Origin of the sequence: Variovorax paradoxus (genome assembly GCF_009755665.1) — a bacterium.
Classification (GTDB): Bacteria; Pseudomonadota; Gammaproteobacteria; order Burkholderiales; family Burkholderiaceae_C; genus Variovorax; species Variovorax paradoxus_G.
Window position 1 is genome coordinate 4,442,406 of the sequence record NZ_CP046622.1, and the last position, 18,330, is coordinate 4,460,735.

General features: G+C 67.0%; 16 protein-coding genes. 3 read left to right on the forward strand and 13 right to left on the reverse strand.

All coding sequences use genetic code 11. The annotated features are described in order from the left end of the window. Nucleotides 1-34: 34 nt before the first annotated feature. The 8 genes from GOQ09_RS20745 to apbC all read right to left on the reverse strand — a co-directional run bounded on the left by GOQ09_RS20745 (nt 35) and on the right by apbC (nt 9,861). Nucleotides 35-826 carry an ABC transporter ATP-binding protein gene (locus tag GOQ09_RS20745; RefSeq protein WP_157615309.1) on the reverse strand — a complete coding sequence of 264 codons (792 nt, stop codon included), beginning with the start codon at nt 824-826 and terminating at the stop codon, nt 35-37. Further along, nucleotides 823-1,566 (reverse strand): molybdate ABC transporter substrate-binding protein, encoded by a 744-nt coding sequence (modA, locus tag GOQ09_RS20750; RefSeq protein WP_157616790.1) that lies wholly within the window; start codon nt 1,564-1,566, stop codon nt 823-825. The genes GOQ09_RS20745 and modA overlap by 4 nt, the downstream gene beginning before the upstream one ends. A 42-nt stretch (nt 1,567-1,608) precedes the next feature. Next, the gene (gene modB, locus GOQ09_RS20755; RefSeq protein ID WP_157615311.1) at nt 1,609-2,292 is read right to left on the reverse strand and encodes a molybdate ABC transporter permease subunit; all 684 of its coding nucleotides are present in this window, start codon (nt 2,290-2,292) and stop codon (nt 1,609-1,611) included. A gap of 109 nt (nt 2,293-2,401) precedes the next feature. Then, a complete protein-coding gene (locus GOQ09_RS20760) occupies nt 2,402-2,749 on the reverse strand; it encodes a winged helix-turn-helix domain-containing protein (protein WP_157615313.1) in 348 nt (115 codons plus the stop codon). Between the two features lie 79 nt (nt 2,750-2,828). Next, entirely contained in the window at nt 2,829-5,702 is a 2,874-nt protein-coding gene (gene fdhF, locus GOQ09_RS20765) for a formate dehydrogenase subunit alpha (RefSeq protein WP_157615315.1), read from the reverse strand. A gap of 84 nt (nt 5,703-5,786) precedes the next feature. Further along, nucleotides 5,787-7,532, reverse strand: a complete 1,746-nt coding sequence (locus tag GOQ09_RS20770) for an NAD(P)H-dependent oxidoreductase subunit E (RefSeq protein ID WP_165442146.1) — start codon at nt 7,530-7,532, stop codon at nt 5,787-5,789. A gap of 242 nt (nt 7,533-7,774) precedes the next feature. Then, nucleotides 7,775-8,719 (reverse strand): LysR substrate-binding domain-containing protein, encoded by a 945-nt coding sequence (locus GOQ09_RS20775; protein WP_157615319.1) that lies wholly within the window; start codon nt 8,717-8,719, stop codon nt 7,775-7,777. Nucleotides 8,720-8,769: 50 nt separating this feature from the next. After that, on the reverse strand, nt 8,770-9,861 hold the full coding sequence (gene apbC, locus GOQ09_RS20780) for an iron-sulfur cluster carrier protein ApbC (RefSeq protein ID WP_157615321.1): 1,092 nt from the start codon (nt 9,859-9,861) through the stop codon (nt 8,770-8,772). Nucleotides 9,862-10,032: 171 nt separating this feature from the next. Here apbC and GOQ09_RS20785 point away from each other — a divergent pair, with 171 nt between their 5' ends. Next, nucleotides 10,033-11,226 (forward strand): patatin-like phospholipase family protein, encoded by a 1,194-nt coding sequence (locus tag GOQ09_RS20785; protein ID WP_157615323.1) that lies wholly within the window; start codon nt 10,033-10,035, stop codon nt 11,224-11,226. 6 nt (nt 11,227-11,232) lie between these two features. Here the strand turns inward: GOQ09_RS20785 and GOQ09_RS20790 are convergent, their stop codons facing one another. Then, complete coding sequence (locus tag GOQ09_RS20790; RefSeq protein WP_157615325.1) at nt 11,233-11,883, reverse strand: TetR/AcrR family transcriptional regulator; 651 nt, start codon at nt 11,881-11,883, stop codon at nt 11,233-11,235. 75 nt (nt 11,884-11,958) lie between these two features. Between GOQ09_RS20790 and GOQ09_RS20795 the strand changes: the two genes are divergently transcribed. Continuing rightward, entirely contained in the window at nt 11,959-12,537 is a 579-nt protein-coding gene (locus GOQ09_RS20795; RefSeq protein ID WP_157615327.1) for a peroxiredoxin-like family protein, read from the forward strand. On the opposite strand, the gene GOQ09_RS20800 is transcribed toward GOQ09_RS20795, so the two are convergent. The 4 genes from GOQ09_RS20800 to GOQ09_RS20815 are packed head-to-tail and all read right to left on the reverse strand — an operon-like array spanning nt 12,534 to nt 15,910. Further along, nucleotides 12,534-13,328, reverse strand: coding sequence for a phytanoyl-CoA dioxygenase family protein (locus GOQ09_RS20800; RefSeq protein ID WP_157615329.1), 795 nt, complete (start codon nt 13,326-13,328; stop codon nt 12,534-12,536). The genes GOQ09_RS20795 and GOQ09_RS20800 overlap by 4 nt on opposite strands. Before the next feature lie 60 nt (nt 13,329-13,388). After that, nucleotides 13,389-14,075: a YceH family protein gene (locus tag GOQ09_RS20805; protein ID WP_157615331.1), complete on the reverse strand. Its 687-nt coding sequence runs from the start codon at nt 14,073-14,075 to the stop codon at nt 13,389-13,391. A gap of 43 nt (nt 14,076-14,118) precedes the next feature. Beyond that, nucleotides 14,119-14,853, reverse strand: a complete 735-nt coding sequence (locus GOQ09_RS20810; protein WP_157615333.1) for a phosphodiester glycosidase family protein — start codon at nt 14,851-14,853, stop codon at nt 14,119-14,121. A gap of 25 nt (nt 14,854-14,878) precedes the next feature. Next, nucleotides 14,879-15,910 carry an isocitrate/isopropylmalate dehydrogenase family protein gene (locus GOQ09_RS20815; protein WP_126748415.1) on the reverse strand — a complete coding sequence of 344 codons (1,032 nt, stop codon included), beginning with the start codon at nt 15,908-15,910 and terminating at the stop codon, nt 14,879-14,881. Nucleotides 15,911-16,210: 300 nt separating this feature from the next. Between GOQ09_RS20815 and metG the strand changes: the two genes are divergently transcribed. Beyond that, on the forward strand, nt 16,211-18,313 hold the full coding sequence (metG, locus tag GOQ09_RS20820) for a methionine--tRNA ligase (protein ID WP_157615335.1): 2,103 nt from the start codon (nt 16,211-16,213) through the stop codon (nt 18,311-18,313). Nucleotides 18,314-18,330 lie beyond the last annotated feature (17 nt).

An 18,330-nucleotide genomic window follows, 5' to 3' on the forward strand; every position in this document is an offset into this window, starting at 1 on the left:
CCGCGGCGGCGGCGGCGGGCCGGCTCCGCGTTGCTCAGGCGCCCTGCGCGCCTTGCATCAGCAGGCTGCGCAGTTTGCGGTGCAGGGGCGTGGATTCGGCGGCCGGCACGCCGCCCGCTTCACGCAGCGCAATGTCGCGGCTCTCGGCGTTGTGCAGGTCGATCTCGCGCACCACCCGCCCGTTGTCGTAGACAAACGCCACGTCGGCCAGGGCCAGCACGTCTTCGATGTCGTGGGTGATCATCAGCACCGGAATGCCCCACTGGCGGCGCACCTGGGCCAACTCGCTGCGCAGTTCGCTGCGTAGCATGGGGTTGAGCGCGGCAAAGGGTTCGTCGAGCAGCAGCACCTGCGGCTGGCAGGCCAGCGCGCGGGCCAGCGCTACGCGCTGCTGCTGGCCGCCCGAAAGCTTTTGCGGCCGGCTGTCGGCCAACGCGGCCAGGCCGAAGCCTTCGAGCAGCGACTGCACCATCTCCGCCTCGCGCGGCGGCAGCTTGCGCCGGTGCCACGCGGTCAGGCCGAAGGCCACGTTCTCGCGCACCGACAAATGCGGAAACAGCGCGTAGTTCTGGAACAGGTAGCCGATGCGCCGCTCCTGCGTGGGCACCTCGATGCCGCGCGCGGAGTCGTAGAGCGTGCGGCCGTCGAGCCGCACATGGCCCGCGGACGGATGCAGCAGCCCCGCAATGGCCTGCAACGTGAGTGTCTTGCCCGCGCCCGAGGGGCCGTAGAGCGCGGCAAACGGCACGTCGGTGGCGAAGCGCGCCGCGAGATCGAAGCGGCGGGCGCCGTCAGTGACCGAGAGCTGCAGGTCGACGTCGATCATGGCTTGCCGAAGCCGTAGCGCGCCAAAACCTCGCGCGCGGCGTCGCTGGAAAGAAAGGCCACGAAATCACCGGCCAGCGATTTCTGCCGGCTTTCGGCGACCACCGCGACCGGGTAGGTCACCGGCGAGGAACCCGTGGGGGCGAAGGCGACCCGGACCTTCTCGCTCATCACGGCCGCATCGGTACGGTAGACAAAACCGGCCTCGACCTCGCCGCGCGCCACGTAGTCGAGCACCTGGCGCACGCTGTCGGCCTGCACGAACTTCGGCTCCAGCACGCTCCAGAGGCCCGCCCCCTCCAGCACCTGCCGCGTGTAGCGGCCGACCGGTACAGTGGCGGTCTTGCCGACTGCGATTTTCCTCACGCCCGCGCCGGCCAGGTCCTGCAGCGATTTCACGCCGACTGCGCCCTGGAGCGGCTCGATCAGCACCAGGCCGTTGCTCGCGAAGTCCCGGCGCGTGGCCGGGTCGATGAGCTTCTGCCCGGCGGCGCGGCCCATCGTCTCCTGGTCGGCGCTCGCGAACACATCGACCGGCGCGCCCTGCCCGATCTGCTGCAGCAGCACGCCCGAGCCCGCGAAATTGAAGCGCACCGTAGCGCCCGGCTTCGCGGCCTCGAACTTCGGCCCGAGCTCCTTGAACGCGTCCGTCAGGCTGGCGGCCGCGGACACAGTGATCTGCTGGGCCGCCGCGCCAAGCGGCAGCACCATGGCAAGCACAAGGGACAGAAAAGGGCGCAGCGAATACATGGACGGGGTTCCTGGTTTCTTGGAATGGATCGCTCAGCGCAGCGAGAAGAAGCGGTTCGACAGCACCAGCACGGTGATCGACAGCAGCGAGGTCACCGCCACCAGCAGCAATGCCAGATCGTCGTTGCCGGACTGCGCGGCGTCGTAGATGGCCATCGAGAGCGTTTGCGTCTGCTTGGGAATGGACCCCGCCACCATGAGCGAGGCGCCGAATTCACCCATGGCCCGCGCGAACGCGAGCAGCGTGCCGGCCAGGATGCCGGGCCAGGCCAGCGGCAGCGTGACGCGCACGAAAACAGAGAACGGCGACTGGCGCAGCGTGCTCGCCGCCGCTTCGAGCGAGCGGTCCACGCCCGCAAAGGCGGCGCTGGCCGACTTGAGCACCAGCGGCAGCGCCACCACGGCCGAGGCCACGACGGCGCCGTGCCAGCTGAAGATGATGCTGTAGTCCAGGTGCTCGCGCAGCCAGTTGCCCAGCGGGCTGCGGCGCCCCGCGGCCACCAGGATGGCGTAGCCGATGACGGTGGGCGGCAGCACCAGCGGCAGCATGCACGCCGCTTCGAGCACCGAGCGGCCCGGGAAACGCTTGCGCGCGAACACCCAGCCGAGCGCCACGCCGGCAACGAGCGCCAGCAGGGTCGCGACCGAGGCGACCTTCAGCGACAGCACCAGCGGGAACCAGTCGGTCGAGGCGATGAGGGCGTTCGTCGTATTCATGAAGATACAACGCAATTGTTGCACGAACGCCCCTCCCCCTCGACAAGGCTTCTGTGGAAGGTGAGGAAAGGTGGCGCCGATATCCTTCCGGATACAGCGCGGGAACGAATCAGGGCGCGAGCAGGCGCGTCAGTGCGCGGACGTCCGCCGCCGTGGCCAGGCGCGCGGCGTTCTCGATGGCACGGTAGTGCTTGACGATTTCCTCACCCACGGGCGTGAGCGCGGTGCCGCCGCCGCGCGAGCCGCCGGCCGCGGTGTTCACGGCGGGGGAACTGAGGGCGTTGTTCATCTCGTCGATGAGCATCCAGGCCCGCCGGTACGACATGCCCAGCTTGCGCGCCGCCGCCGAGATCGAGCCGGTCTCGGCCACGGCTTCCAGCACGTCGATCTTGCCGGGGCCGAAGGCGATGCTGTCGTCCCTGTAGATGCGAAGGCGGAACTGGACTCTGGTTTTCATGCCGGTGGTGATGAGCGGTGCGGGAGAGATGAGCGCAAAGGTTAAACCATGCCCGCGCCCACACCCTCACCGCCCCGTGTCAATCCACCTTTGCCAGCACGCCTGAACCGGTTCCGTACCCAGCCGCAGCGATCGGCTGGCCGCCGCGCGCAATGCGCACCGCGCAGTACTTGAACTCCGGAATCTTGCCCATCGGGTCGAGCGCGGCGTTGGTCATCAGGTTGGCCGCCGCCTCATAGTAGGCAAAGGGCACGAACACCGCGCCGCTCGGCGTGCCGTCGTCGCGCCGCACGTGGATGGCCACGTCGCCGCGCCGCGACTGCACCGTGATCACGTCGCCGGCCTGGAGCCCCAGCTTCAGCAGGTCGCCCTGGTTCATCGACGCAGTCGCCATGGGCTCCAGTGCGTCGAGCACGGTGGCGCGGCGCGTCATGCTGCCGGTGTGCCAATGCTCCAGCTGCCGGCCCGTGATGAGCACGAACGGGTATTCGGCATCGGGCCGCTCGTTCGCCGGAATGATGTCGGCCGGCACCAGCTTCACGCGGCCGTCCGCGGTCGGGAAGTCGTCGATGAACACCGTGGGCTGGCCCGGGTCTTCCTCGCTCAGGCACGGGTAGGTCACGCTCGAATCGCGCTGCAGCCGCTCCCAGCTGATGCCGCTGATCACCGCATGCATGGCCTGGCGCATTTCCTCGTAGACCGCTGCCACGCCGGACTCTTCGCCCTGGTAGTTCCACTGCAGGCCCATGCCCTTGGCAATCTGCTGGATGATCCAGAGATCGGGCCGCGCATCGCCCGGCGGGTTGAGCGCGCGCTTGCCGAGCTGCACCATGCGGTCGGTGTTGCTTACCGTGCCGGTCTTCTCGGGCCAGGCGCTTGCGGGCAGCACCACGTCGGCGAGCCATGCGGTTTCGGTCATGAAGATGTCCTGCACCACCAGATGCTCGAGGCTTGCGAGCGCATGGCGTGCATGGTTCAGGTCGGGGTCGCTCATGGCCGGGTTCTCGCCCATGATGTACATGCCGCGCACCTTGTGCGGATCGGTGTCGGGCGCCAGCGCCTTGTGCATGATCTCGACCACGGTGTAGCCCGGCGTGGCGTCCAGCGGCGTGCCCCAAAAGTTCTCGAACCACGCATGCACCGCCGGGTTGTCGACGCGTTGGTAGTTGGGGAACATCATCGGGATCAAGCCCGCGTCGCTCGCGCCCTGCACGTTGTTCTGGCCGCGCAGCGGATGCAGGCCCGAGCCCGGCTTGCCGATCTGCCCGGTGACGGTGGCCAGCGCAATGAGGCAGCGCGCGTTGTCGGTGCCGTGCACGTGCTGGCTCACGCCCATGCCCCAGAGAATCATCGAGCCCTTGGCGGTGGCAAAGGCGCGCGCCACTTCGCGCAGGGTTTCGGCCGGCACGCCGCAGATGGGTGCCATTGCCTCGGGGCTGTAGCCCTTCACGTTCTCGCGCAGTGCCTCGTAGTTGCTGGCCCGCGTGCGCACGAACTCCTGGTCGACCAGGCCTTCGTCGATCACCGCATGGATCAGCGCATTGAGCATGGCCACGTCGGTGTCGGCCTTGAACTGCAGCGTGCGCCAGGCGTGCCGGCTGATGTCGGTGCGGCGCGGGTCGGCCAGCACGATCTTCGCGCCGCGCTGCGCCGCGTTCTTCATCCAGGTGGCGGCCACCGGGTGGTTGGCCGTGGGGTTGGAGCCGATGACGAAGATCAGCCCCGCATGCTCCACGTCGTTGACCTGGTTGCTCACCGCACCCGAGCCCACGCCTTCGAGCAGCGCGGCCACGCTCGATGCGTGGCACAGCCGCGTGCAGTGGTCGATGTTGTTGCTGCCGAAGCCGGTGCGCACGAGCTTCTGGAACAGGTAGGCCTCTTCGTTGCTGCCCTTGGCCGAGCCAAAGCCCGCGAGCGACTTGGCGCCGTAGGTGTCGCGCAGGCCCGAGAGCTTGCCGGTGGTGAGCGCGAGCGCTTCTTCCCAGGTGGCCTCGCGGAAATACTCGCTCCAGTCGTCCGGACGCGGCGTATCGCCGAAGTCCTTCGGCGCGCCGGCCTTACGGATCAGCGGCTTGGTCAGGCGCTGCGGGTGGTGCGCGTAGTCGAAGCCGAAGCGGCCCTTCACGCACAGGCGGTTGTGGTTGGCCGGGCCGTCGCGGCCATCGACGCTGACGATCTTCTCGTCCTTCACGTTGTAGGTCACCAGGCAGCCCACGCCGCAGAACGGGCACACCGAATCGACCTTGCGATCGACCTCCTGCGAGCCGATGTGGCTCTTGGGCATGAGCGCGCCCGTGGGGCAGGCCTGCACGCATTCGCCGCAGGCCACACAGGTGCTGTCGCCCATCGGGTCGTCCAGGTCGAACACGATCTTGCTGTCCGCGCCGCGCATGGCATAGCCGATGACGTCGTTGACCTGCTCTTCGCGGCAGGCCCGCACGCAGCGGTTGCACTGGATGCAGGCGTCCAGGTTGACGGCCATGGCCGGGTGCGAGATGTCGGTCTTGGGCTGCTCGCGGCGCAGGGCCTTGAGCTCGGGCCGCACCGCGATGTCGAGCTTCTTGGCCCAGGCGCTGAGCTCGCCATGCTGCTGGGTGGCGTCGTCGCCGATCCACTTGTAGCCCTGGTCGGGCATGTCGGACAGCAGCATCTCGACGACCATCTTCTGGCTCTTGAGGGCGCGCTCGCTGGTGGCCTTTACCTCCATGCCGGCCGTCACGTTGCGGCAGCAGCTGGGCGCCAGCGTGCGCTCGCCCTTCACCTCGACCACGCAGGCGCGGCAGTTGCCGTCGGCGCGGTAGCCATCCTTGAAGCACAGGTGGGGAATCTCCACGCCGTGGCGCTCGGCCGCCTTGTAGATGGTCTCGCCGTCGAAGGCCTGGATGGGCTGGCCGTCGAGCGTGAATTCGATGGTTTGCGGCATGAGCTCCGCGAGCTTGGAGGGGGCGTTCATGTCAGACCGCCCGCCGGGCCGCCCCAAGGGCGGTCTGCGCCCCCACGGGGGGCAGTGAATACACGCAGTGATGAACGTGGGGGCTCATGCGATTTCCTCCGGAAAATATTGCTGGATGCAGCGAATCGGGTTGGGGGCCGCCTGTCCGAGTCCGCAGATGGAAGCATCGCCCATTACCTGCGCCAGGTCTTCTAGCGTGGTGTTGTCCCACGTGGGGGCCTGCATCAGCGCCGCGGCCTTGGCGGTGCCCACGCGGCATGGCGTGCATTGGCCGCAGCTTTCGTGCTCGAAGAAGCGCATCACATTGAGAGCGGCATCGCGTGCGCGGTCGTGCTGGCTCAGCACCATCACGGCGGCCGATCCGATGAAGCAGCCGTAGGGCTGCAGAGTATCGAAGTCGAGCGGAATGTCGTTCATTCGCGCCGGCAGAATGCCGCCCGACGCGCCGCCGGGCAGGTAAGCGTACAGCGAGTGGCCGTCGAGCATGCCGCCGCAGTATTCGTCGACGAGCTCCTGCACGGTGATGCCGGCCGGCGCGAGCTTGACGCCCGGGTGCTTCACCCGGCCGCTCACGCTGAAGCTGCGCAGCCCCTTGCGGCCGTTTCGCCCGAAACCGCTGAACCAGGCCGCGCCTTTTTCGACGATGTCGCGCACCCAGTAGAGGGTTTCGAAGTTGTGCTCCAGCGTCGGGCGGCCGAAAAGGCCCACCTGCGCGATGTACGGCGGGCGCATGCGCGGTTCGCCGCGCTTGCCTTCGATGCTTTCGATCATGGCCGACTCTTCGCCGCAGATATAGGCACCTGCGCCGCGCCGCAGCTCGATGCGCGGCAGCGCGCACGGCGGATCGGCCTGCAGCCGGGCCAGCTCCCGTTCCAGCAATGCGCGGCAGTCGTGGTATTCGTCGCGCAGGTAGATGTAGCACTGCTCGATGCCGACGATCTGCGCCGCCACCACCAGGCCTTCGAGAAAGCGGTGCGGATCGCGCTCGAGATACGTGCGGTCCTTGAAGGTGCCGGGCTCGCCTTCGTCGATGTTCACGGCCATGAGCCGGGGCGCGGGCTGGTCGCGCACGATGCGCCACTTGCGCCCGGCCGGAAAGCCCGCGCCGCCCAGGCCGCGCAGGCCCGAGTCTTCCATCGTCTTGATGATGGTCTCGGCGTCTTTCTTGCCGTTGACCAGCGCCGAAGCGAGGGTGTAGCCGCCGTTTGCGCGGTAGGTGGCGTAGTCGGTAAACGCCGGCATGCGCTCGATGGCGCCGGGCGCCGGGGATACGCTTTTCAGGGCGAACTCAGCCGCGTCGAAATACGCGACCGTGGCTTCATCGGGGTCGGACTTCAGGGCCTGCAGCACCTTGGCCGTGGTCGCGAGCGGCACGGCCTGTCGGTCGACGACCACCGCTGGCGCCTGCTCGCAACGGCCGACGCAGGGTGCCGCAATCACGCGCACGTCATCGCCGTCCACGCCAAGCAGTTCGGGCAGGCGCGCCAGCAGATCCTTGGCGCCGGCCAGTTCGCAGGCCAGGCCGTCGCATACGCGCACCGTGAGGCCCGGCGCTTCGTCGCCGCCGCGCACCACTTCGAAGTGGTGATAGAACGTTGCGACCTCGTACACCTCGGCCATGGGAATGTTCATTTCCCGCGCCAGCGCCACCAGGTGGCGGTCGTGCAGGCAGCGGAAAGCGTCGTTCAGCTTGTGGAGGTGCTCGATGAGCAGGTCGCGCCGGTGGCCCTCGGCGGGTCGCGCGCCGATGAGGGTGCGCACTTCGAGCAGCGCCGCCTCCACGGGCTGCCGGCCCTTGAGCTTGCTCTTGCGGCGGATGCGCTCGCGCATCTCGTCGGCTGTGGCGAGCGGCACGATGGTGTGCGTCGGGGCCGCCTTGGTCGTCTCGCGGGTCGTGGCTGGGTGGTTGTTCACTGCCTGGGCCTTTTCTCGATGTCTCGGAACTGCCCCCAATGCTTGAGGGCTGACCGAGTGTGTGGGGCGGCCCTGGGCCCGTCAAATTCGATCGGAGCATCGATCGATTCAATAACTAAATGGTGCGCCGGCCCGAGCCGGCCGCGCCAGCCGGCCGGTTATTCGCCGAGTGCGCCGCTGTGCAGCCGCACCTGCTCCCGCCAGGCCGGCGTCTGCAGGAATACCAGGGCGGCATCGAGCGCCCGCGAGGGGCGCACGCCGGTCTGGGTCATGAAGCCGAGCGGCGTCTTGACCTCCGGACCCACGAGCGGCAGCGCCTCCAGCTCGCGATAGCTGCGCACGGCCGCGACCATGGCGCCGGGCAGCACACTGCTCACGGTGCCCGCGAGCACGGCCAAGGCAAGGGTAAGTACCGAGTTGGTCTCGATGGCCGGCGCCACGGCGGTGTCGGCTTCGCGCAACGCCTGGTCGATGATGGAGCGGTTGTGCATGTCGGGCGTCAGCAGGCACAGCGGCAGCTTGCCGGCATCGGCCCATGACATCGGCTGGCCGATGCGCAACCGGTCGGCCGAGGGCCGCTCGGCGCGCCGCAACAGGTAGTAGTGCTCCACACTTTGCGGCCAGGCCGTGAGCTTGATGCCCGGCAAGTGCATGCGTTCGGTGTAGCCGAGCGCCAGATCCACCGAAAGGCTTTCGAGCCCCGTTTCCAGCTCTTGCGAGCTCATCGACAGCACCGCCGGCACGATGCCGGGGTGCAACTCGTGCAGCATTGCGGCAAAGCGCGACAGCATGGGAATGGCGGTGGGCACGGCCGCCATGCGCAAGCGTCCGCGCGGCTGGCCCTCTTCACTTCGCAGTTCCTGCAGCAGCACCTCGTTGTCGCGCAGCATGCGCTGCGCCGTGGCGAGCACCCGCTCGCCCTCGTGCGTGAGGCCCACGTACACGCGCCCCCGCTTCACGATGACCACGCCGAACTCGCTTTCGAGCGAGCGCAGCGCGTTCGACAACGCCGGCTGCGTGATGTGGCAGGCCTGCGCCGCGCGCCCGAAATGCTTGTGCTCGCTCAGCGCGACCAGGTAGCGCATCGACGCCAGCAGATTCACTTCGCCTGCTCCGGCACGTGCTCGCTAAACCTGGGCGGGCGCAGCATTCTTCAGGTGTTCTTGCTGATCGAGATGGTCGGGAACTTCGACGAGAAGTCCTTGGCCTTTTCGGCAATGCCCACGGCCACTTGCCGCGCAACGGCCTTGTAGATGCCTGCCACTTCGCCGTCAGGGTCGGCTACCACGGTGGGCTTGCCGCTGTCGGCCTGCAGGCGGATGTTGATGTCCAGCGGCAGCGCGCCGAGGTATTCCATCTCGTACTGCGCGGCCATCTTCTTGCCGCCTTCGGAGCCGAAGATGTGCTCGACATGGCCGCAGTTCGAGCAGATGTGCACCGCCATGTTTTCGACGATGCCCAGGATCGGCACGCCGACCTTCTCGAACATCTTGATGCCCTTCTTGGCGTCGAGCAGCGCGATGTCCTGCGGCGTGGTGACGATCACGGCGCCGGTCATGGGCACGCGCTGGCTCAGCGTGAGCTGGATGTCGCCGGTGCCGGGCGGCATGTCGACGATCAGGTAGTCCAGGTCTTTCCAGTTGGTCTGGCGCAGCAGCTGCTCCAGCGCTTGCGTGGCCATGGGGCCGCGCCAGATCATCGCTTCGTCCTGGTCGACCAGGAAACCGATCGACATGACCTGCACGCCGTGGTTCTCCAGCGGCTCCATGGTCTTGCCGTCTTCGCTCTCGGGCCGGCCTTCGATGCCCAGCATCATCGGCTGGCTCGGGCCGTAGATGTCGGCGTCGAGCAGGCCGACGGCGGCGCCTTCGGCCGCGAGGGCCAGCGCCAGGTTGGCCGCCGTGGTGCTCTTGCCCACGCCGCCCTTGCCGGATGCCACCGCAATGATGTTCTTCACGTTGGGCATCAGTTGCACGCCGCGCTGCACGGCATGGCTGATGACCTTGGTGACGATGTTGACGGAGACGTTGCTCACGCCCGGCACCGTCTTGGCGGCCGCCACCAGCGCTTTGCGCAGGGCCGCATGCTGGCTCTTGGCCGGGTAGCCGAGCTCGAGGTCGAACGACACGTCGCCGTCCGATATCTGCAGGTTCTTGAGCGACCGCGTCGCCACGAAATCCTTGCCGGTGTTCGGGTCCTGGACGGCCTTGAGCGCGTCCATGAGCCCTTCTGGGGTGAGTGCCATTGATCTAACTCCTGAATGGCGGGTAGTCTAGTGGCTCGCCCGGTGCCTCCGCGCACTTCGTGCGGCTTCGCCTTCCTGCACCTGGGGGCAACGCCGGCGGCCCGGCAAGGCCGAATTCCTGAGAACCCGGGAGCGCAAGCCCCTTTTTCAACAGACAACAGCAACAAGAAGATGCCCGAGACACCCCCCGCCACCGGTCTCCTGCTCACCGGCGGCGGCGCCCGGGCTGCCTACCAGGTCGGCGTGCTCGAAGCCATCTCCGAGATGCGGCGAACCGCCGGTTTCGCGGACCAGCCCAATCCCTTTCCCGTGATCACCGGCACTTCGGCCGGGGCCATCAACGCCGCCGCGCTGGCTTGTGGCGCCGACGATTTCGAAGGAGTGGTCGCGCACATTGCCCAGGTCTGGCGCGACTTCCGCGCCGGGCAGGTCTACCGTGCCGATTCGCTCTCCGTGCTCGGCAGTGGCACGCGCTGGCGCATGCTGCTCGGGCTGGGGCGCTTTGCGGCCAACTGGATGCGCATCAAGCCCCGCTCCCTGCTCGACAACGCGCCGCTGGCCGACCTGCTGGCCCGCATGGTGCCGCTCGACCGCCTGCCGCAGCTCATGCAGCAAGGCCACTTGCGCGCGCTGGCAGTCACCGCGTCAAGCTACAGCTCGGGCGAGCACGTCACCTTCTTCGAAGCCGCCACACCCATGGAGCCGTGGGTGCGCTCGCAGCGGCTTTCCGTGCGCGACCGCATCAGCCACGCGCACCTGCTGGCATCGTCGGCCATTCCCTTCGTTTTTCCGGCCACGGCGCTGCCGATGCAGGGGCACACCGAATACTTTGGCGACGGCTCGATGCGGCAATCCGCACCCATTGCCGCGGCAATCCACCTGGGCGCCGAGCGCATCCTGGTGATTGGCGCGGGCCGCATGCACGAGCCGCGCGACACCGACGCGCCCAACACCTACAGCGGCTATCCCACCATGGCGCAGATCGCGGGCCATGCGCTATCGAGCATCTTTCTGGACGCGCTGGCGGTGGACATCGAACGCCTGCGGCGCATCAACCACACGCTCGGCCTCATTCCCGAAGAAGCCCGCAAGTCGAGCTCGCTACGGCCTTTGGACCTGCTGGTGATTTCTCCGTCGGAGCGGCTAGACGTCATTGCGGCGCGCCATGTCGATGCGCTGCCCGGCGCGGTGCGGCATCTGCTCGGTGGCTCCAAGGTTGCGGCCGACGTGAAGGGCGGCGCGCTTGCGAGCTACTTGCTGTTCGAATCGGGTTACACGCGCGAGCTGATGGCGCTCGGGCGGGCCGACGCGATGCGGCAGAAGGACGAAGTGCTGCGCTTCTTCGGGTGGGACGCCGCCGCCTGAGGCAGGTCAGCGCCGGCCGCTGCCGTTCGCGGACAGGCCCGTCAAAAGCAGATCCAGGCTCGCGTGAAATTCGCCGTCGGCCGTGCTGCCTGCGGCCGCATTCGCAACGTCGATCAGGTGTGCGAAGCGGTCCTTTGGCAAGGCCCTGAAACGCGCGATGGTGAGCTCCGCCGACTCCGTGGCCTGCAGCGCCAGCGGGCCGGCCAGCTCGGCTTGCGCAAGCCCCGTGATCAGCGCCGACACCGCGCGGAACGCGACGAGCAGCCCCTCCCCCGAGCGCCCGCTGCGAGCCAGCGCGCGCAGCATCGCCTCGGTCACCTCGAACACCGCCGGCGACCGGCTTCGGCGCGTAAGGATCAGCGGAATGGCATGCGGATGCGCCCGCACCGCCTGCCACAAGGCGGTAGCGATCGCACGGACTTCGTCCTGCCACTGCGGGTAGGCGTCGGGCGCCCAGCGAGCCTCGCCGATCACCGCCTCCACCACCAGCAGATCGATGTCCTCGCGCTGCTTCACGTAGTTGTAGAGCGTCATGGCGCCTGTGCCGAGTTCGGCGGCAAGCGCGCGCATGGAAAGCCCCGCAAGGCCTTCCCTGTCGACAAGGGCCAGTGCGGCGGCCTGGAGCTGCGAATGCGTGAATTTGGCGGGTCGTCCCATGGAAGCGAATGTTGACGCAGTTTGAAAGAGGCGAGCATATTTGAATACGTACATCGTACGTTAAAGGAAATTCAGATGAAACTCGCGTCCGGGGATGTAGCCCCCGTCATTGCTGCAAGCACGATCCATGGCAAGCCGGTCGACCTTCCGGACCCGATGTCGCGCCATGTGCACCTGCAGTTCCGTCGGTTCGCGGGCTGCCCCGTGTGCAACTTCCACCTGCTCACGATGAGCAGGCGCCAGGCGGAAATTGCCGACGCGGGAATTCGCCAGGTCGTCTTCTTTCATTCGTCGCGCGAAGAAATGCTCAAGTACCAGGCACAGTTGCCGTTCGATTGCGTTGCTGACCCAGGCAAGAAGTACTTCAAGGCGTTCGGCGTCGAAACGTCCGTGCGGGCGCTGCTGAACCCGCGCGTCTTCTGGAGCGGGCTGCGGTGGGTGCTGACCGCCAGGCGCTTCTACACAAAGGCGGAGAACGGCATCCTTGGCCTGCCCGCTGATTTTTTTGTGGATGCAGAGGGCCGCATCGTGGCCTGCAAGTACGGTGCGCACGCGGACGACCACTGGGAGGTCGACGAATTGCTGCAGCTGGCCAGCAAAGCGCGGCAGCCTTCGCAAGCGGCGCCGCTCATGGCGCCTGTAGCGCCCGGCTAGCCGTTCACCGCCCGCACGATCGCTTCTTCGACCGGGCAGCGCGCCTGCGGCGGCGCATCGAGATTGAACGGTTGTGCGGGAAGCAATGGCGGCTGCGCCATGAAGCGCGGCTGCGTGCCGCGGTGCGGCTGGGCCGAATGCACCAGGAATGGATGGCACAGGTACACGGTGCCCGCCGCGCCCGTCGCCAGCACCTCTGGCCGCGAGGCGGATTCTGCAAAGCCGTTGCGCACAAGTTCACCGAGCGACAGGCCTTCCTCGCCCGCCGGCGCCAGCACGCGGGCAATGTCGGCATGCGAGCCGGCGCGAATGCGCGTGGGCGCGTCGTCCTCGCCCACATCCGAGAACAGGAAGAGCATCAGCAGCGCCCTACCTTTGGAGCGCATGTTCGCGCGCCATGACATGAAGTCCGGGCTCTCCAACCCGAAGCTCACGTCGATATGCCAGCCGGCGTCGCCTGGATCTTCGGCCGAGGGAAAGCGCACGGGAAAGGTGCCCATGCTGCGGCACGGCTGCCATCGGCCCGGGCCGACGAGCAGGTTGAAGGCATCGTGTAGGAGCGGTGTATTGGCGGCCTCGACGAAGGGCCGTTGCGGGTACATGCCGAGCCTGACAACGGGCTTCGTCCACGTCGACGGATCGTCTGGATTGCATCCGGTATCCCGCCAGAGAATCGTGCGGGCCTCCTCTGCGAGTTCGCGTGAAAAGGCGTTGTCGATGCGAAGGAAGCCGTCTCGGATGAAGGCTTCGGAGCGCGGGTCGTTCGCCGGAAGAATCGAGTATTCAGGCATGTCGGTTGATTGATCGGGGCCGAAACAAAGATGTCCGCGAGGCGCCAGCCCGTTCGCCGGCTACCCCGCCTCGGAAATCCCGAGCTCCGAGCACACCCGCCCGACCAGCGCCTTCAGCGACGCAAGCTCGGCCTCGAGCCGCGCCACATTGGCCTTGAGTGCCGCAACCTCGCCGAGCGATGCATCGTGCGACGCGTACGCTCCATCAGCCGAAGCGCCGCCAGGTCCGGCGACCTCTTCTGCCGGCGCACCGCTCAGCAGATGCGCCCAGCGGCTTTCGCGCGCACCGGGCAGGCGCGCGAGCTTGACGACCAGCGCACCGGCCGGCCGTTCGGCGAGTTCGTCAAGGAATCCTTCGACCGACGAGATGTCGGCGAAGTTGTGCATGCGGTCGCAGGCAATGCGCAGCTCGCCGGCCGTTTGCGGGCCGCGCAGCATCAGCACGGTGAGCAGGATGACCGACTGGGACGGAATGCGCAGCACGCGATCGATGTTGTGCTCATAGCGAAACGCTCGGCCGCCGCTGGTTTCCGCCACCAGGCTGTAGCCCTTCAGGCTGTCGATGGCGGCCTGCACCTGTGCCTCGCTGAGGTCGAGCACCGGGTTGCGGCTGGTCTTCTGGTTGCAGCCCGATACCAGCGAATTGAGCGTCAGCGGATAGCTGTCGGGCACCGTGCGCTGCTTTTCGGCCAGCACACCGAGCACGCGGGTTTCGACGAGCGAAAGAATGGGTAGGGCCTGGGTCATGACTCGGAAATTCTGGATGAAAACGTTGGCGGCAACTGCCGGCTCATGGTGCGGTCACGCCGAATATCGGACCCAGCTCCCTCGTGAGGTCGCTGCGCCGCAACGCAAGCGAATACAGCGCCGACACGGTGCCATCGAGGTAGAGCGCATCGCGGCAATGCAGCACGTCGCGAAAGTAGAGCGCGAACTCGTAGAAGTTCACCGGCTGCTCGCTGATCACGAAAATTGCCGTGTGGCCCGACACGCCCACGCCGTTGCGGATCTTGCGCGAGTCCGAATTGGGAATGAAGGCCGGATGCACCACGCCGTGGCGCAGCAGCAGCGGGCCCGATTGGGTCGCCAGCCGAACGCCCTTCTTCGAAAGCGCCGGATATTCCGACGATTCGACCACGCGCGGCCCGGCATCGGACACCAGGAACACGCCGTTCGGCTTGAGAAAGAAGTTGCCGGCGCCCGCCGACAGGTTGAGCGGCGAAACCTCGCGCCCCTCCTGCACCAGCAGCCCCACGGGCGAAAAGTCGGCGTGGTACATGCCGGCATTCATCGCGAACAGCAGCTGCCGGTTGCGGCCCGCAAGCCAGGCTTCGAGGCGTTCGAGGCTCTTGAACTCGACGCCGGTGTCGTCGCGCAGGAACAGTTCGAGCCGCTCCGTGCGCAGGTCGACCCTGACGACGGTGTAGCGCGGCGGATCTTCCGCCGCGGCTGCCGTGGCGGCCATGCCGGCCGCACTGGCCACGCCGGCTGCGCACAGTGCCAGCAGAAGCAGCAGCTTTCTCATGAAGCGATGGAAAGCCGCCTGCGCTTCAGCCGTTCTGGATGCGGCTGACCAGCGCCTTGGTGAACGCCGCCGTGTTGGCGGTGCCGCCGAGGTCGCCGGTGCGCACCTTGTCGATGTTGAGCGTGTCGTCGATGGCCTTGCGCAGGCGCGTGGCCAGGTCGGGCAGCTTCACGTGCTCGAGCATCAGCGCGGCGGCCAGCAGCAGCGCCGTCGGATTGGCGATGCCCTTGCCGGCGATGTCGGGCGCGGAGCCGTGTACGGCCTCAAAAATTGCAGCGTCGGCGCCGATGTTGGCGCCCGGTGCCATGCCCAGGCCGCCCACCAGACCGGCCACCAGGTCGGAAAGGATGTCGCCGAACAGGTTGGTGGTCACCAGCATGTCGAACTGCCACGGGTTGAGCACCAGCTTCATTGCGCAGGCGTCGACGATGATCGAGTCGAGTTCGAACTTGCCCTTGTACTTTCTCTCGTACAGGTCGAGACCCGTCTCCAGGAACAGGCCGGTCAGCACCTTCATGATGTTGGCCTTGTGGACCAGCGTGACCTTCTTGCGGCCCGTGGCAATGGCGGTCTCGAATGCGTATTCGAGCAGGCGAAGGCAGCCCTGGCGCGTGTTGATGCCGGTGGCCATGCCCACGGCATGCGGGTCTCCGTCGATGCGCACATAGTGCTCGTGGCCGATGTAGAGGCCTTCGAGGTTTTCGCGCACGACCATCAGGTCGATCTTGTCGAAGCGGCCGCCCGGAACGATGGTGCGGGCGGGGCGCAGGTTGGCATAAAGCTGGAATTCTTCGCGCAGGCGCACGTTCGACGAGCGGTAGCCACCGCCCGACGGGGTTTCGAGCGGGCCCTTGAGCGCCAGGCGGGTGCGGCGGATGCTGTCCAGCGTGGCCTGGGGCAGCGGATCGCCCGAGGCCTTGACGCCGCCGAGGCCGGCAATCTGGCGGTCCCACTCGAAGGGAGCCTTCAGCGCATCGAAAGCGGCCAGCGTGGCGTCGACGATTTCGGGGCCGATGCCATCGCCGGGAATCAGGGTTGCGGGAATGGGGGTGGTCATCGGAAAACTCGCTTTCTGTGTATCTATCTTGTATATCTCTTCGCCATATCAGGGGGAGCGTTGGCGAAATGCGCGGGGTGGAGCATACGTCGCGCGGGAGACACCCCGCGGGCTTTCGGGTCACTTGGGACGCGGCGAAGCGGCAAACCGGGTAGCCCGGGGGAAATTCCGGCAAGTGCGGGCGGTGAGATCGGGGGCATTCGGCAGGGTGCAATACAGCCACCTAAAATGCCCGGTTCCCGGAAGCGGCCGCAGGCTGCCTCCGAAGCCAGTCAGCCACTCCCGAAAGCGCCCTCCCCGATGTCCGCCCCGCGCAAGCTCTTCGTTACCACCGCCCTGCCGTATGCCAACGGCAAGTTCCATATCGGCCACATGATGGAATACATCCAGGCCGACATCTGGGTGCGGAACCAGCGAATGAATGGCGCCGAGGTCAACTTCGTCTGTGCCGACGACGCGCACGGCGCGGCCATCACCATTGCGGCCGACAAGGCCGGCGTGACGCCGCAGGCCTTCGTGGCCGAGATCGCGGCGGGCCGCAAGCCCTACCTCGACGGCTACTACATCTCGTTCGACAACTGGCACTCGACCGACGCGCCCGAGAACCACCAGCTTGCGCAGGACATCTACCGCGACCTGCGCGCCAACGGCTTCATCAGCACCAAGAGCGTCGAGCAGTTCTACGACCCGGCCAAGGGCATGTTCCTGGCCGACCGCTTCATCAAGGGCGAGTGCCCGAACTGCCACGCAAAAGACCAATACGGCGACAACTGCGAGGTGTGTGGCGCCGTGTACGCGCCCACCGAGCTGATCAACCCCTACTCGGCCCTCTCGGGCGCCAAGCCCGAGCTGCGCAGCTCGGACCACTTCTTCTTCAAGCTCTCGGACCCGCGCTGCGAGGCCTACCTGAAGGACTGGACCGCGGCCCCGGGGCATGTGCAATCCGAGGTGCAGAACAAGATCCGCGAGTGGCTCTACAAGGACGACGAGGGCAAGGGCGGCCTGGGCGACTGGGACATCAGCCGCGACGCGCCGTACTTCGGCATCGAGATCCCGGATGCGCCGGGCAAGTACTTCTACGTGTGGCTCGACGCGCCCGTAGGCTACCTGGCCTCGCTGAAGAACCTGCTGGACAAGCGCTGCATCGAACTCGGCGGCGACGGCATCTCGTACACCGAGTACATGGCCGACCCCGACCTGGAGCAGGTGCACTTCATCGGCAAGGACATCATCACCTTCCATACGCTGTTCTGGCCCGCGATGCTGCATTTCAGCGGCCGCAAGGCGCCCGATGCGGTGTACGTGCACGGCCACCTGACGGTGAGCGGCGAGAAGATGAGCAAGAGCCGCGGCACCGGCATCGATCCGCTCAAGTACCTTTCGATCGGCCTCGATCCCGAATGGCTTCGCTACTACATCGCCGCCAAGCTCAATGGCCGCAACGAGGACATCGACTTCAACCCCGAAGACTTCGTAGCGCGCGTCAACAGCGACCTCGTGGGCAAGTACATCAACATTGCGAGCCGCGCGGCGGGCTTCATCGGCAAGCGCTTCGGCGGCAAGCTGGGTGAAATTTCGGCCGACGGCGACGCACTGCTGTTTGCGCTGCGCGACGCGGCGCCGCAGCTGCATTCGCTGTACGACGGCCGCGACTACGCCCGCGCGCTGCGCGAGGTGATGGCGCTGGCCGACAAGGTGAACGAGTACGTCGACCAGAACAAGCCCTGGGAGCTCGCCAAGAAGGAAGGCCAGGAGGCGCGCCTGCATGACGTCTGCACGGTGTGCATCGAGGCTTTCCGCCTGCTCACGCTGTACCTGAAGCCGGTGCTGCCGGCACTCGCCGTCAACGTCGAGGCCTTCCTCCAGATTGCACCGCTGACCTGGGCCGATGCCGCGCAGGCGCTGCCCGTTGGCCATGCCATCGGCGAATACAAGCACCTGATGCAGCGCGCCGACGCGAAGATGGTCGACAAGCTGTTCGATGCGCCCGAGCCAGCGGCAACAGCCGCCGCGGCCGTGGAGGCCGCGGCCGGTGCGCTGCCCGGCGGCGAAGCCATCGCGCCCACCATCACCATCGACGACTTCGCGAAGATCGACCTGCGCATCGCGAAGATTGTGGCCTGCGAGAAGGTCGAAGGCTCGACCAAGCTGCTGCGCCTGACGCTGGACGCGGGCGAAGAAAAGACGCGCAACGTGTTCAGCGGCATCGCCTCGGCCTACCAGCCCGAGCAGCTCGTGGGCAAGCTCACGGTGCTGGTTGCCAACCTGGCGCCGCGCAAGATGAAGTTCGGCATCAGCGAAGGCATGGTGCTGGCCGCCAGCCATGGCGACGAAAAAGCCAACCCTGGCATCCATGTGCTCGAACCCTGGCCCGGCGCCACGCCCGGCATGCGGGTTCGCTGATTTTTCGAGAGGACCGC

Coding starts and splice junctions, on each gene's coding strand:
- GOQ09_RS20800 (WP_157615329.1), bottom strand. CDS start 13,328: ATGCCTGAATACTCGATTCTTCCGGCGAACGACCCGCGCTCCGAAGCC.
- GOQ09_RS20770 (WP_165442146.1), bottom strand. CDS start 7,532: ATGCGCGAGCGCATCCGCCGCAAGAGCAAGCTCAAGGGCCGGCAGCCC.
- GOQ09_RS20805 (WP_157615331.1), bottom strand. CDS start 14,075: ATGACCCAGGCCCTACCCATTCTTTCGCTCGTCGAAACCCGCGTGCTC.
- metG (WP_157615335.1), top strand. CDS start 16,211: ATGTCCGCCCCGCGCAAGCTCTTCGTTACCACCGCCCTGCCGTATGCC.
- GOQ09_RS20785 (WP_157615323.1), top strand. CDS start 10,033: ATGCCCGAGACACCCCCCGCCACCGGTCTCCTGCTCACCGGCGGCGGC.
- fdhF (WP_157615315.1), bottom strand. CDS start 5,702: ATGAACGCCCCCTCCAAGCTCGCGGAGCTCATGCCGCAAACCATCGAA.
- GOQ09_RS20745 (WP_157615309.1), bottom strand. CDS start 826: ATGATCGACGTCGACCTGCAGCTCTCGGTCACTGACGGCGCCCGCCGC.
- modB (WP_157615311.1), bottom strand. CDS start 2,292: ATGAATACGACGAACGCCCTCATCGCCTCGACCGACTGGTTCCCGCTG.
- apbC (WP_157615321.1), bottom strand. CDS start 9,861: ATGGCACTCACCCCAGAAGGGCTCATGGACGCGCTCAAGGCCGTCCAG.
- GOQ09_RS20810 (WP_157615333.1), bottom strand. CDS start 14,853: ATGAGAAAGCTGCTGCTTCTGCTGGCACTGTGCGCAGCCGGCGTGGCC.
- GOQ09_RS20760 (WP_157615313.1), bottom strand. CDS start 2,749: ATGAAAACCAGAGTCCAGTTCCGCCTTCGCATCTACAGGGACGACAGC.
- GOQ09_RS20790 (WP_157615325.1), bottom strand. CDS start 11,883: ATGGGACGACCCGCCAAATTCACGCATTCGCAGCTCCAGGCCGCCGCA.
- GOQ09_RS20795 (WP_157615327.1), top strand. CDS start 11,959: ATGAAACTCGCGTCCGGGGATGTAGCCCCCGTCATTGCTGCAAGCACG.
- GOQ09_RS20815 (WP_126748415.1), bottom strand. CDS start 15,910: ATGACCACCCCCATTCCCGCAACCCTGATTCCCGGCGATGGCATCGGC.